This is a genomic window from Nocardia sp. 2TAF39, assembly GCF_052114905.1.
GTDB lineage: Bacteria > Actinomycetota > Actinomycetes > Mycobacteriales > Mycobacteriaceae > Nocardia.
In genome coordinates this window covers 1-13,094 of record NZ_JBFRFQ010000085.1, presented here as the reverse complement: position 1 = coordinate 13,094, position 13,094 = coordinate 1, and the positions used below count along the sequence as shown (strand labels likewise).

The 13,094-nt window shown below is 67.6% G+C and carries 12 protein-coding genes and 1 pseudogene; 6 read left to right on the top strand and 7 right to left on the bottom strand.

The window, feature by feature from the left end:
- Positions 1-122 precede the first annotated feature (122 nt).
- On the top strand, positions 123-911 hold the full coding sequence (locus tag AB4Z47_RS29940; RefSeq protein ID WP_441955946.1) for an IS5 family transposase: 789 nt from the start codon (positions 123-125) through the stop codon (positions 909-911).
- Between the two features lie 99 nt (positions 912-1,010).
- Here the strand turns inward: AB4Z47_RS29940 and AB4Z47_RS29935 are convergent, their stop codons facing one another.
- Complete coding sequence (locus AB4Z47_RS29935) at positions 1,011-2,126, bottom strand: hypothetical protein (RefSeq protein WP_441955944.1); 1,116 nt, start codon at positions 2,124-2,126, stop codon at positions 1,011-1,013.
- 1,022 nt (positions 2,127-3,148) lie between these two features.
- On the opposite strand from AB4Z47_RS29935, the gene AB4Z47_RS29930 reads away from it, so the two are divergent.
- Both AB4Z47_RS29930 and AB4Z47_RS29925 read left to right on the top strand, forming a co-directional pair.
- On the top strand, positions 3,149-4,354 hold the full coding sequence (locus AB4Z47_RS29930; RefSeq protein WP_441955942.1) for a hypothetical protein: 1,206 nt from the start codon (positions 3,149-3,151) through the stop codon (positions 4,352-4,354).
- Positions 4,311-5,204: a Tn3 family transposase gene (locus AB4Z47_RS29925; RefSeq protein WP_441955940.1), complete on the top strand. Its 894-nt coding sequence runs from the start codon at positions 4,311-4,313 to the stop codon at positions 5,202-5,204. The genes AB4Z47_RS29930 and AB4Z47_RS29925 overlap by 44 nt, the downstream gene beginning before the upstream one ends.
- Before the next feature lie 53 nt (positions 5,205-5,257).
- Here AB4Z47_RS29925 and AB4Z47_RS29920 read toward each other — a convergent pair whose 3' ends face one another.
- The 5 genes from AB4Z47_RS29920 to AB4Z47_RS29900 form a co-directional block, all read right to left on the bottom strand.
- Positions 5,258-5,734 carry a MerR family transcriptional regulator gene (locus AB4Z47_RS29920; protein WP_441955938.1) on the bottom strand — a complete coding sequence of 159 codons (477 nt, stop codon included), beginning with the start codon at positions 5,732-5,734 and terminating at the stop codon, positions 5,258-5,260.
- 10 nt (positions 5,735-5,744) lie between these two features.
- Positions 5,745-6,608, bottom strand: a complete 864-nt coding sequence (locus AB4Z47_RS29915) for an SDR family NAD(P)-dependent oxidoreductase (protein WP_441955936.1) — start codon at positions 6,606-6,608, stop codon at positions 5,745-5,747.
- 171 nt (positions 6,609-6,779) lie between these two features.
- Entirely contained in the window at positions 6,780-7,667 is an 888-nt protein-coding gene (locus tag AB4Z47_RS29910; protein ID WP_441955934.1) for a tyrosine-type recombinase/integrase, read from the bottom strand.
- 32 nt (positions 7,668-7,699) lie between these two features.
- A complete protein-coding gene (locus AB4Z47_RS29905; RefSeq protein WP_441955932.1) occupies positions 7,700-7,987 on the bottom strand; it encodes a hypothetical protein in 288 nt (95 codons plus the stop codon).
- 457 nt (positions 7,988-8,444) lie between these two features.
- Entirely contained in the window at positions 8,445-9,647 is a 1,203-nt protein-coding gene (locus tag AB4Z47_RS29900; protein WP_441955930.1) for an erythromycin esterase family protein, read from the bottom strand.
- Positions 9,648-9,744: 97 nt separating this feature from the next.
- On the opposite strand from AB4Z47_RS29900, the gene AB4Z47_RS29895 reads away from it, so the two are divergent.
- From AB4Z47_RS29895 to AB4Z47_RS29885, 3 genes and pseudogenes are all read left to right on the top strand, one after another.
- The gene (locus AB4Z47_RS29895) at positions 9,745-10,497 is read left to right on the top strand and encodes a TioE family transcriptional regulator (RefSeq protein WP_441955948.1); all 753 of its coding nucleotides are present in this window, start codon (positions 9,745-9,747) and stop codon (positions 10,495-10,497) included.
- A gap of 211 nt (positions 10,498-10,708) precedes the next feature.
- Positions 10,709-10,924, top strand: coding sequence for a hypothetical protein (locus tag AB4Z47_RS29890; protein WP_441955928.1), 216 nt, complete (start codon positions 10,709-10,711; stop codon positions 10,922-10,924).
- Positions 10,925-10,934: 10 nt separating this feature from the next.
- Positions 10,935-11,455: pseudogene (locus AB4Z47_RS29885) on the top strand (putative immunity protein).
- A gap of 119 nt (positions 11,456-11,574) precedes the next feature.
- Here the strand turns inward: AB4Z47_RS29885 and AB4Z47_RS29880 are convergent.
- Positions 11,575-12,822 carry an MFS transporter gene (locus AB4Z47_RS29880; RefSeq protein WP_441955926.1) on the bottom strand — a complete coding sequence of 416 codons (1,248 nt, stop codon included), beginning with the start codon at positions 12,820-12,822 and terminating at the stop codon, positions 11,575-11,577.
- Positions 12,823-13,094 lie beyond the last annotated feature (272 nt).

The following is a 13,094-nucleotide window of genomic DNA, read 5'->3' as shown; positions in this document are numbered from 1 at the left end:
TCATCGCGGCCCACTCGCTGTCGTAATCATCTCGATGCTCGACAACCAGCCGGACAGCCTTGGCCTTGGTCGCTTCGTCGTACTTCGCTGGCATGGTGTGCCCATCCTCCTCAAGAAAGAAGGTGAGCACCAAACCCGGGGCGATTCAGCCGCTGCTCCCGCCGCCGGGCAGTCGCGACGGACGTGGTGGTCGGCCGGAGAAGTGGCCGCGGCGGCTGGTGTGCGACGCGATCTTCTACCTGGTGCGCGGCGGGATCGCCTGGGCTCAGCTGCCCCATGACTTCCCACCGGCGAAAACGGTCTATGACATCTACCGGCGCTGGACGAAAGCCGGTTCTTGGCAACACATTCACGACGTATTACGGGATCGTGCCCGCCTCCGCGCCGGACGTGCCCCACAGCCGACCGCAGCGGTCATCGACTCGCAGATGGTGCGTGGCGCCGACACCGTCGCCGCTGTCACGGCTGGCTACGACGCTGGCAAGCGAATCAAAGGCCGCAAACGTCACATCGCGACCGATACCACCGGGCTGCTGCTGGCCGTCGTGGTGACCGCAGCCTGCATCCAGGATCGCGACGCCGCGCACCGGCTGCTGGCCGCTGTCGCTACCCGCTTCGCGGCGGTGTCGTTGGTCTTCGCCGACGGCGGCTACACCGGACGGCTCGTCACCTGGGCCAAATCCGTTCTCGCACTGACCATTCAGATCGTCAAACGCAACGACACCGCCACTGGCTTCGAGGTGCTGCCCCGCCGGTGGGTGGTGGAGAGAACGTTCGGGTGGCTGGTCAAACACCGCCGCTTGATCCGCGACTACGAGACTCGCCCCGACCACCACGAAGCGATGGTCTACCTCGCCTCCATCCACACCCTCACCCGCCGACTCGCCCGCACCACCGACCAGCACACCTGAGCCGACAGACCCAGACGAACAGTTGCCCGCTCATGCCGAATGGCGTGTGTTGGCGGTATCTGATGGAACGCTGGCCAGGGATCGGGATGCGGCGACGCATCAAGGGTGGGCTTGGCTGATGTCGATGCGGCGTTGCTCGGCATCGCGGAGCTTCTGGTAGTGCTCCGCCCTGGTCTGGTCGCCAACTTTGTCGGCCGCTTCGGCGGCGGCCTGCAACACCACCAGAGGCAGGCGGGGCACGTCGCGTGCCTGACGGTCTGCCTCGGCGAACACCGCCTCGGCCAACTCGCCCTCTGCGGAGCCGACCAGCAGGAACAGTTCCTCCACGTACATCCGGCCCAGACCTACCTCCGGCCACCCGGACACGCCATCGAGGGCTCGGCGGCACTCGCGTAGCGCATCCCAAGCGGCATAGTGGTCGCTGGCCCGCCGTTCCAGTCCGGCCAGGACCCGCCAAGCCGACGCCGAGTCCCATGGGGTGTCGACGTACACCAGGCTCTCGCGCTGCACCCCGGCCGCTTCGGCGTACGCCCCCAGATCGGCCAACTGGTAGCTGAGCTGGCCCAAGGTGGCCTTGTCCCGCTGACGGCCGGCCATCCACCGGTCCAGCTCCCGGCGGGCCAGTTCACGCTCGCCGGCCAGTTTGGCGCGCCTAACCCAGGTCAGCGGGTCCTCGGCGGTTGGATCAGCCGGGAAGCGCAACCGCCGGCGCCGCGACCACTCCACCACGCCCTCCTCGGACACGTGCGACCGACCCTCCCCGTCGAGTAGAAGCTCGAGCACGGCGTCCCGGTCGGCATGCCCGCTGTCGCGCACAAAGGCGATCGTGGCCCGCACCCCGGCGGCGAACAGATACTCGAGGTCGTAGCCACACCAGGTGTCGAAGTTGGCTCGCTTGATCTGCCAGTGCAGCCACACATCCTCCATCTGCCGATGCTCGGCGAGCAGGAAACCGGCCAGCTCGGTTTCCTCGCTCAGCCCCTGAAACGGCGCCTCGCGACGGCACCACGCCTCCTGCTCGACCAACCACCGCACCAGCGGCAGATCGTCAGGCCTGTGGTCGTACTGCAACGCCCACAACACCTTTGCCCGCCGTACCGCGTTCCCATCGCAGGCATAGCCCTCAGCACCCGCGGCACGCTCATAGCGCAGCTCCCGCCACACGGCAAACGACGCCCGCATCCGCTCCAACTCACGCCGCGCAGCATCCATCACCCGCCAAGAATCCCATGACCAGCGGATGTCTTACCGCGCCGGGTGTCGCCGAGCCTGGGAACCCGACCGGACGTTGCCGACCGACAGGGAGCTGCTGACAGCGGATCCGACTCAGGAATAGACAGTGCTGTCATCCGAAACGCATCCCCACACCGTCGGCGCGATCTCCAAGACGGTCAGCCGAACAGCCGCTCATGCCGCACATCGTGCTGCCCGAACAGAGTTCTCAGATGCGCTCTCAGATGTGCTCTGTCCAAACGGCTTTGAGCGCGTGTGCTCGTTGCGGGCGGCAGAACACCCGCATGATGGCTCGCCGGGCCGAGGGCGGCATCTGCCGGTCGTGCTACCGCACCGACCCCGAATTGGTCGAGGAATGCGTCCGATGCGGTCGCCTCCGGATGCCGGTGACCCGGCTCGACGACGGCGCTCCGCTCTGCGAGCGCTGCTGGACGCCACCGGCTCATCGCTGCGACCTGTGCGGACGCGACGCGCCAGCCAGTATCAACAGCCCAGACGAGGTTGTTTGCGACGACTGCTACCGCCGACACCGCCATCCCCGCCGACCATGCGGTCGCTGCGGCAGAGTCCGGAAGATCGCCAAACGAGCCGCCGGCGGCGAGCCCGACCTCTGCGGCGCCTGCAATCTCGGCCCACACATGATGTGTTCGGTCTGCGGCCGAACCAAGCCGAGCCGTCGCCGCGGCCCTGACCGCGCCTGGTACTGCCACAGCTGCATGCCCCGCACGATCGAACAGTGCAGCGAGTGCGGCCGGGACAAGCCCGTTCACGCGCGGTGGCCGATCGGCCCGCTCTGCACCACTTGCCACAACCGGTTGCTCGACTCCCCGGCCGACTGCGCAGACTGCGAACGACCCCACATCCTCGTCGCCCACAACCACCACGGCGCACCGATCTGCGGGCCCTGCGCGGGAATCGATCTGGATCCGCGCTGCGATTCCTGCGCGCGCCCGGGACGCCACTATTCGCCAGGACGATGCGCACACTGCACGCTGGAGCTGCGGTTGCGTGATCTGCTGGCTGGACCCGGCGGGCAGATCTCCCCACAGCTGGAGCCCGTGCGCCAGGCGCTGGCGGCGTCGGCGAATCCGCGTGTGTCGATACGCTGGGTGGACCGCAGTCCGAACGCGAGATTGCTTGCGCAGCTTGCCATCAGCGGGGAGCCGCTCACTCACGCTTTGCTCGACGGACTCCCGCCTGGGCGGCACGAGTTCTACGTCCGTCAACTGCTGGTGACCACTGGTGTCTTGCCCGAACGGCACGACGATCTCGAACGGTTACCCGCATGGCTGGATTCGCTCCTGGCCACCGCACCGGTTGAGCACGCGCGATTGATGCGGCCGTTCACGCACTGGTTTCTGCTGCGCCGAGCACGTCGACGGGCATCCGCCCGTCGTCAACCCGCTCTCGCTGGTTCCTATCTGCGCACCCGCGTCACCATCGTGCTCGCTCTGCTGCGCTGGCTCGACGAACGCAACCTGGCCCTGCACCAGCTCGACCAGCCGATGCTGGACAGCTGGCTGACCGCAGGAAACGCCAGCAGCTACACCATCCGCTACTTCCTCGACTGGGCACACCGCCGCGACCTGGCACCAAAACTGACGGTGCCGGTCCAGCCCCGGCAGGATCCGGAACAGGTCCTCGACGAGCAACACCGATGGGAACTGTTGCGCCGCTGCCTCACCGATGACGGCATGGATCTCGACCTGCGCGCCCTCGCGGCACTGGTGCTGTTGTTCGGCCTGCCTGTCTCGCGCATCCGCCACCTCACCGTCGACCAGTTCGAGCACAATGCCGACCGCAGCTTTCTGCATGCCGGACGGCATCCCTTGCTGCTCCCGCCGAAGCTTGCGGTGCTGTTGCAACAGCTAGCCGAAACCCCGTGCATTCCATCGCGATTCGCGTCGAATCCGCGCTCGGCGAGGTGGTTGTTTCCCGGCCAGACCCCGGGCCGGCCGCGCAGTCAATCCAGCATTCAGCTCAAACTGCGCGACCTGGGCGTTGCTGCCCGTCCCGCCCGCAATGCCGCACTGATGGCCCTGGCCGGTGACCTGCCGGTCCCGGTCCTCGTGGACGTGCTCGGTCTGTCGATCACGACCGCCGAGAAGTGGACGGACCTGGCCAAACGAGACTGGGCCGCCTACGTCGCCGACCGCGCCACCGCCGATGGATCCATCAGGGAGAGCGGGGAATTGGGCACCTCGGAATAGGTTCCCTGCGCCGGTAAACGACCAGGCCGCCGGGCTGGCGGCCAAGGTGGTGTCCGGGACGCCACGCGACTCGTTGAACTTCATCGATGTCGTGCAGCTCCAGCGGGGCGGAAAAGTCCCCGAGGCGATTATCACCGATACCGGCTCCTATTCCGACATCGTGTTCGGTCTGGTGCATTTGATCGGCAAGAGGTATCGGCCGCAGTTGGCGAACCTGCCCGATCAGCGGTTGTGGCGGTTCGACCCGGGCGCCGACTACGGGCCTCTCAACCAGGCCGCGCGGGGGCGCATCGACACCGGCAAGATCGCCGCGCACTGGGAGGACATGTGCCGGGTCGCGGTGTCGATCAATGAGTGTGAGGTTTCCGCTCACGACGTCACGCGCATGATCTCCCGAGATGGGAACCCCACCCCGTTGGGCCAGGGGATCGCGCACTATGGGCGGATCTTCAAAACCCTGCACATCCTGCGCTTGGCCGACGACGAACCGTATCGGGGCGAAGGCAAGGCCCAAGCCAACCTCGTGGAGGGCCGCCACGATCTGGCGCGGCGGATCTATCACGGGAAGAAGGGGGAGATGACCCGAACCTATTACGAGGGCATGGAAGATCAGCTCTCCGCGCTCGGGTTGGTGCTCAACTGCACGGTTCTGTGGAATACGTTCTACACCAACCGCGCCCTGGAACAGCTACGCGCCCAAGGCTATCCGGTGCTCGACGCCGACGCGGAACGGTTGTCGGCGTTCATCCGCGCCCACATCGGCATCGATGGCCACTACGCCTTCCACCTGCCCGATCTCGGCGGCGCCCACCGCAAGCTGCGTGATCCCGATGCTCGAGACAACGATTAACCGGGTGTGCTGTCGGTGACCGGGGCGTGAACGGGTGCAGCGCAACGGCAAACTTAGACGTCGGGGCCGGTGCGGCCGCCGTAGGTGGCGATCTTGTACTCCGTCGCGGCGAGCGACAGGGTCAGTTCGCGGATACGGCGGCGGATCATGTCGCGGTGCTCGATCAGCATGTCGAGCCGCTCCGGCACGGTGTCCTCGCCGGCGTCGACGAGCTCGATGTAGTGCTGAAGATCGCGCATCGGCATGCCGGACAGCCGCATTCGGGTCAGGAACACCAACCTCCGTACCGCTTCGGCGTCGTAGGCGCGGTAACCGCTGCTGTCGCGGCCGACCTCGATCAGCCCCGCGCGCTCGTAGTAGCGCAGGGTGTGGGGCGAGACGTCGAGCATGTCCGCGACGTCGGCGATGGTCATCGGCGCCTCGATGTCCGCGGCATTCGAGAGACGGTGAATCACCTCGATCGAGGCCAAGTCGTCGTCCTCGTCGCCGAGCATTGCCAGCGCCCGTTCCATCAATTCGTCCGTCGCCACGTCATCCAGCCTAAACGGGGCGAACCGAGGAGACGGCGTCGTCGAAATCGGCGCTGCGGGCGGTCTCGGCCCACTGCTCAACCTCGTGCAGGCCACGACGATAGACGCCGGACAGCCGTTCGACCGCCTCCTGCCCGAGCGGCAGGCGCAGCGGGACGTCCTCGCTGTGCGCGAGGCGCACGATGATGTCGGCCGCTCGCACCGGATCGCCTTCCTGGACGCCGTCGGCGCCCGCCATGTCGGCCCGCAGCGCGGCAAGCGTGTCACGGTAGCTTTCCGACACCGTGCTGAACTCGAGCTCCGCGTTGAACGCGGTACGGAACCGGCTCGGCTCGACGATCATCACGCGCACCCCGAACGGCGCGACCTCGGCCGCAAGGGATTCGGACCAGCCTTCGAGCGCGAACTTCGAGGAGCAATAGGCCGACACACCGGGAAACGCCACCCGTCCGCCCTGGCTGCTCATCTGCACGATCGTGCCACTACCCTGGCCGCGCAGCACGGGCAGCGCGGCCCGCACGAGCGCCGCCGGGCCGAACAGGTGCAGGTCCATCAGGTCCCGCAACTGCGCGTCACCGACCTCCTCGACCGCGCCGATCACCGCGCGGCCGGCATTGTTCACGAGCACGTCGAGACGACCGAACCGGTCGAGGGCGGTGCTCACCAGACCGGCGGCCGCGTCCGCATCGCGAGCGTCGAAGCGAGCCACCAGACAGTTCTCGGAGTACTTGGTCACCAGGTCGGCCACGCTGTCCGGGTTGCGCACCGCCGCAACGACATTGTCACCCGCCGCGAGCGCCGCCTCCGCCAGCGCGCGCCCGAGACCCTTCGAAGCACCGGTGATGATCCAGGTCTGGGTTGCATGTGTAGTCATGCTGGCGACGGTATGCCTTCGAGTGCGCTCAAAGGCAAGACCGTGCGAGGGGTGTGGTTCCCACCCCCAGACCGCTGGCCATCAGAATCCGAGGTCGGCGGGGTCCGCTTGTTCTGGATCCCGGCGGATCCTTCGACGATCCAATTCTGGGTCATCGCAGCCTGGTCCGCGTCACCGGCGCCGGCGGGCGGCGGGGTCGGTCTGCGCCTGCCAGCGGATCAGGGCTTCCGCCGACGGGCGCGCGTATTTGCCCAGGGAGCGCACCGAGGTGTGCCCGCTCATGCGCATCAGCATCGGCGTGGACGCCCCATCCTCCGCGGCATGGGTCAATCGGCTGTGCCGCAGCTGGTGCAGCGTGAACGGGCCGCGCGGGAAATCGGTGGTGTGCGCCTCGAACAGCTCGGCCGCGCGCCGGTAGGACAGCCGTGCCCGCCCGGAGTCCCGGTCGATATCGACACGGGCTACCCCGGGTTTGGCCTTGCGGTCGGTCAGGAACACCGGGCCGCGGCGGCGGCCGGCCAACAGGCGTGGCAGCAGCCGCGCGGTACCGGTCTGCCACGCCACGATGTCGGTCGCACCACCCTTGCGGGTGACGGTCCCGCACCGGTTGGGCATGTCCAGATCGGGGATATCGAGCAGCAGCAGCTCCTCGGCCCGCGCGGCGGTCTCGTACAGCATGTGCCAGAACACCCGCTCGCGCAGCACCACATCGGTGGTCAGCAGCGCGGTCACCACCTCACGCGGCAGCGCCCGGGAATGATCCGGAGGAATCGAGCGGGTCACCAACCGCGACAACGGATCACCGACCAGCCACCGCTGCTTGCGCCAGTACTCGCACGCCCCGCGCAGCGCGGCCAGGCGCACGTTGAACGTCTGCGCCGACCGCCCACCCCACACGAAGGTGAACCAGCCGCCCACCCGCTCGGCCTCCAGCAGGCCCACGTCCGAATCGGCGCCGAAATCGGCTACGAGGCGGTTCAGGGCGGTGGCGTAGCCGCGGCGGGTGTTGGCGACCGGGATCGTGGCCAGGTACGCGGTGACCGCGTCACCCAGGCGCACCCCCCGGCCGCAGTACCCGGACCCGGGCCGGGTCAGCCATCGCCACCGATGGATGTGATGCCCGAAATCCGGATCCGGACACCAGCGAGCTCACCCGCGTACTCGGTGATCCGGGGAAATCCTTCGATCCGGGGATCGCGGTGCGGCCGGGGTTCGAGCGAGAGCGCCTGGGCCCACACGCGAAGATCCTGCGCCACCGTCTCCGGGGCCCCCATCCCGAGACCCCGCAACACCGCCGCGTCGTCCGGTACTTCCGGATGCCAGGACCAGCCGTGGCAGGTCCACCCCGGTCTTGTCCCGTGCGTACCGGTGCACGACATCGGCCACCGCGATCCTCACATCGGTCTCCAAGCCCATCGCCGTGTCCGTTCCCCTCGCGGTTCGGCGCTCACGCGGCCCCTGGTTGGCTCTATCGCAGATAAATTGCGGAGTCGCGGCGGCCGGGGTCGGGCATTGCGTCGTGTCGGGTGCCGACCCGAACCCAGTTTACCGCAGATAATGGTCTATTGTCTGCGGTAACTCCTTAGCGCCGGATCGGGCGGTTTTGCTCCTCGAGCCCCGATCTGATCAACTCGTGTCTACGAGTTGATACGGGCTCTCAGCTTCGCGGCGGGGCCCCGACCACATTCTCGGACTGTCGCGCTGCAGCCGACGCCAGCCCGCACACCAACCGGGCGCTACGCGCACTGGGTGACCCGGGCACCGTCGACGAGAGCCGACGACACCCGGTCGCCACCTGGACCGTTGCCGGCCAGTCGGCGCTGAACGCTGAGGAACCTAGCTCGGCGGGGCGTCCTTCACGAACACGATCCCGTCGGTGCTGGCCACGTGGGCCGGGTCCAGCGGGGCGTAGCCGAACCAGGGGGACACGCGGGGAACTGGCGTCACGTCGCCGAGGATAGCGGCCAGTTGGTGGGCGTCGACGACGTATCGGTCCTCCGGCAGCGCATACAGCAGCCCCTCGACGGTGTCCGGAGGTGGGGCGTCCACCCCCTGGTGGCGGATCGTGCCGAGGGCCGTCGCCAGGAAGGCGTACCCCTCACCCAGGCGGGCGCTGACGATCGCCCCGGCGCTCCACCATTCCACCGGCAGGCCGCCCATCCGCATCGTGCTCTTGTCCCGCTGGAGGTGGCCGTTGTGGGCGTTCACCAGCGCCGGGCCCCGCTCCGCGATGGCGAGCAGGTTGGCGGCCATCATCGAATCCCGCACGCCGAGCAGCCGCGCCATGCGGGTCGGTGACGTGTCGGCCATCCAGAAGTGGTATCGCAGCAGCCCGGTGGCGGTACGCCCATACAGGAGCGCCCGGTACCAGTCCTCCCCCGAAGACGCCGCGATCAGGTGTGGCGTTTGCGCGTCGAGCAGGGCCACAAGATCATCGGCGAGCAGCCGCAGCTGGTTGGTCTCGGGCGTCTGCCCCACGGACTGGGACGGGTCCATCATCGCGGCGGGATTGGTCCACCGGTCGTCAGCGCCGAGCAGGCGGTCGAGCGTTTCCGCAGTACAGGGAAGCAGGTCGGCGTCAGCCCAAGCGGTGAGGTAGGCGTGCAGTGCGGTAAGGGCTTGACGAGGGCTCGCGGCGCCGGTGATCTCCAGCGGGCCGTCGAAACCGGCGAAGCGCAGTTGCTGTGACGCGGCCCGGCCGTCGTTGTACGCGCGCATCCAACGCACCAGCTCGCGGTTGGCCGCGAAGGCGCCCCACTCGTGGCTGAAGCCACGCTCCATGACGTCGTCGAGAGTGCCCACGCCCGAGGTCACATAGTCGTCCACGACCAGGCCCATCATGCAGTCGCTCTCGATCGCGATCGTCCGGTAGCCCTCCCGCTCGACGAGTTGCCGGAAGAGATCGTTTCGCAGCTCGAGCGGAACGTCCTCGCCGTGGGTGGGTTCGCCCAGGGCGAGCAGCCGCGGCCCGGCCGGGAGCAACCCCATGACGGTCGCAGCGTCGACGTCATGTGCGGCGTCTTTGATAGAAGCAGTCATACCCTCAACGGTATCGTTGAACCGTCATTTTAAACTTATCCTCGATATTGGCAGGACATTGACGCGAAACCTTCAAGGCGATGGTCGGCTCAGGCCGATTGACCTGGCGCGTGGGCACGGCTTGTCCACGCAGGCGATCAGGAACTACGAAGCGTCCGGGATCCTTCCGGACGCCGAACGCACCCTGCATGGCTACCGCGCCTACACGCCGCTGCACGCACAGGCCCTTCGGGCGTTCCTCGCTCTCGTGCCAGGACACGGTCACCAGACGGCCACGTTGATCATGCAGGCGGTCAACCGGGGCACGACCGAGGACGCGCTTCGGCTCATCGACGAGAGCCACGCCCAGCTTCTCGGCGACCGCCGCACCCTCCAGGACGTCGAAGCCGCGCTTCACGACCTCAACCCCGTACCGCAAGAACGCGGCGACACGTTCGTCGGCCCCCTGGCGAGAAGGCTCGGCATCCGCCCAGCCACCCTGCGCAAATGGGAACGGGCCGGCTTGGTCCAACCACACCGCGACCCGCAGACGGGCTACCGGGTCTACCGCGCGGCCGACGTGCGCGACGCCCTACTGGCCCACCAACTCAGACGAGGCGGCTACCTGCTGGAGCAGATCGCCCCACTGATCGTCCAGGTCCGCTGCGCCGGAGGAGTCGCACCGCTCGAGTCGATGCTGCGCGACTGGCGTGCCCGCCTCTCGGCCCGCAGCCGCGCCATGCTCACTGCGGCCGCCGCATTGGACGCCTACCTCGGCTGCCGACCCGCCCCGTCCGCAGACACGTCGAGCGACTACGCCACAGCCTCGTCAAGGACGGACCCGATTCGGCCGCCCAGCAACTCCCGCTGATCGTCGCTCAACAGACACCCTCCCGATAGCCTTCCCCTATGCGGCAACACTCCGTTGTCGTCGCATGGCGGCGTTGGGGACGCCGGCGCACACCCAGTGAGGACTTCTAGGATGACACCCCTCGCGTACATCGTCGCCGACCGACTGCTGTTCGCCGCCGTCGCCGCCCTGGCTGCCGAGATGGAACGCGACCTCAACCGCGAGCGCACCCTTGACGGACTACATGCCGCTGCCGCCGTCGGGCGCCGCGACGGCCTCGACGATCACCGACGATCAGCTCGACATCGCCCGCGCCCGCCAGGCCCGCGGCGAGTCCGTCACCGCCATCGCCGCCCACCTCGGCGTCGGCCGCTCCACCTGTACCGCGCATTTCAACCCGACGAAGCGGCCGCAGCGGTCACCGAACGGGCGAACTCGTGAATGGTAGGAATGGGACTGTGATACTCCCGAAAGAGCGTGATCCTCGGCTGATCACCATCCGTCGCGGGGGCACTCTGACCGATGAACACCACCGACTGTTGGCTGACTGGGCCTTCTTGTGCGCCGAGCACGTGCTGCATCTGTTCGAGGATCATCGACCAGGTGACAGCCGGCCCCGCGACGCTATCGATGTCGGACGAGCCTGGATCCGCGGTGAAGTGCGTATGGGTGACGCACACCGAGCGGCTTTCCAGGCGAATGCCGGAGCGCGCGGGATGCCCGATCCAGCGAAGTTCGCTGCACTGTCGGCGGGCCAGGCGGTTGCGGTGGCTCACGTCACGTCGCCGCCCATGACCTGGGCGCTGCGGCGTACGCCATCAGGGCGGCCAGTGCATGCGTCCCAGCCGACGACGCTGCGCAAGCTCGGGCCAAGGAACGGGAGTGGCAGCGGGTGCATCTCCCTGCCGCCATCCGTGAACTCGTTCTCGACGATCAACAACGCCGGAGCGCCATCTGCTGGCACGTCTTCGACGATTGATCTGAGGCCCGCCACTCATCTGCTTCTGCTGCGCCGGGCACCACTCGGGTGATTTGTTCGATCGGGTCGTGGACGCTGGTCGGTGCGGACTTCGGGGGTGAGCGGGGCGTTGCGGTGGATCATGCGGGACGGACGTCTTCGGCGTGCGAGACGGCCGCGGGATCGGGCAGGTGTGTCCGTCTGGGTAGTAAGAGCGGGGTGGCAAGAAGCAGGACGCCGGAGAGGGTGATCGCGGTGAGCGGGCCGGTGAGCGTCGCGAGGACGCCCCAGAGCACCATGAGGGTGGCCTGTGCGAGTTTGCTGCTGATACTCCATGCGCTGAGGACTTGTGCGGCGTGATCGGCGGGAGTGCGCTGCAGACGTTCTGTTGCGTAGATGGGGTTGAAGACGCCCATGCAGGTGATCAGCAGGCCCTCGACGACGATGACCGTGAGGAGCCCGAGGACCCCGGGTTGGGTAAAGGCGAGGCCGAGCGGGAAGAGTGATCGCAGCCAGCCGGAGACCGTCATGACCCGGTACCGCCCGTAGCGGGCGACGAGGTGTGCGGAGAGGCGGGCACCCACGAAGCCGCCGATGGCGGGGACGCCGAAAGCGAGACCGTATTGCCAGGCCGGCAAGTGATACCGGCCCAGCAGCAGGACCGACAGGAGCGGGACGGTGGCCATGATCAGACCGCCGACGGTCACGGAGTTGAAGAACAGACGCTGCAGCACCCGATCGCGAAGGATGAAGCGCCAGCCGTTGAGAAGGTCGGCGCCGCGCAGCGTGCTGGCCGGGGATCGGAGCGCCGCGACGTCGCCGCCGCGGATGCGCAGGACCCCGAGCGCGGACAGCAGGTAGCTGATCGCGTCCGCGGCGACGGTGATGACCGGGCCGAGCACTCCGATGAGAGCGCCGCCGAGCGGCGGTCCTGCCGCGGTCGCCACCCAGCTCGTGCCCTCGAACCTGCCGTTCGCGAGGAGCAGGTGATCGCTGCGAACGAGGTATTTCAGGTACGCGCCGGAGGCGGCGGTGAAGGCGATGTTCGCGGTTCCGGAGATGACGGACACGACAAGCAGTTGGCCGTAGGACAGTAAGCCCAGGAGATACGCGATCGGAACGCTTGCCATCGCCAGGAAGCGGATCAGGTCCATCGCGACCATCACCGGTCGCTTGGCCCGGTGCTCGACCCAGGGCCCGAACGGGACCGCGACGATCGCCGCGACAGCGAGTCCGGCGGCTTCGAGAAGCGAGACGGCGAATGCCGGCGAGTGCAGGACCCGAACCGCGATGAGCGGGAACGCTCCGAAGGCGATCCATGTGCCGTAGGTGCTCACGGCGTAGGCCGACCACAGCCAACCGAAGCCGGACCCCGATTTCACCTGCACTCGACTCCTTCGCGACAACCGATTGTTTGGGTGCATGAATCACATCAGCTGTATCAGAGCAAGATCAAACAACCAGTTGTCTGCGAGCCACAACGATCAGTTGGGTATGCCTAGGATGGAGCAATGTTGCGTCCTGAAAGTTGGACCGAGCTAGCGGGTGTGAGTCCCGTCCCGGTAGGCGTCGGAGCGCCGGGTAGCAGGCCCCGGTTCGTCGTTGAGAAGCGGCGGGCTGAGCGGGGTGTCGAGAGCCTCTTCGGAGGGAGCAAGCGCGC

What these genes read in the sequence shown, in the direction of transcription:
- AB4Z47_RS29925 (WP_441955940.1), top strand. Translation starts at nt 4,311, where the DNA reads ATGGATCCATCAGGGAGAGCGGGGAATTGGGCACCTCGGAATAGGTTC.
- AB4Z47_RS29915 (WP_441955936.1), bottom strand. Translation starts at nt 6,608, where the DNA reads ATGACTACACATGCAACCCAGACCTGGATCATCACCGGTGCTTCGAAG.
- AB4Z47_RS29905 (WP_441955932.1), bottom strand. Translation starts at nt 7,987, where the DNA reads ATGTCGTGCACCGGTACGCACGGGACAAGACCGGGGTGGACCTGCCAC.
- AB4Z47_RS29900 (WP_441955930.1), bottom strand. Translation starts at nt 9,647, where the DNA reads ATGACTGCTTCTATCAAAGACGCCGCACATGACGTCGACGCTGCGACC.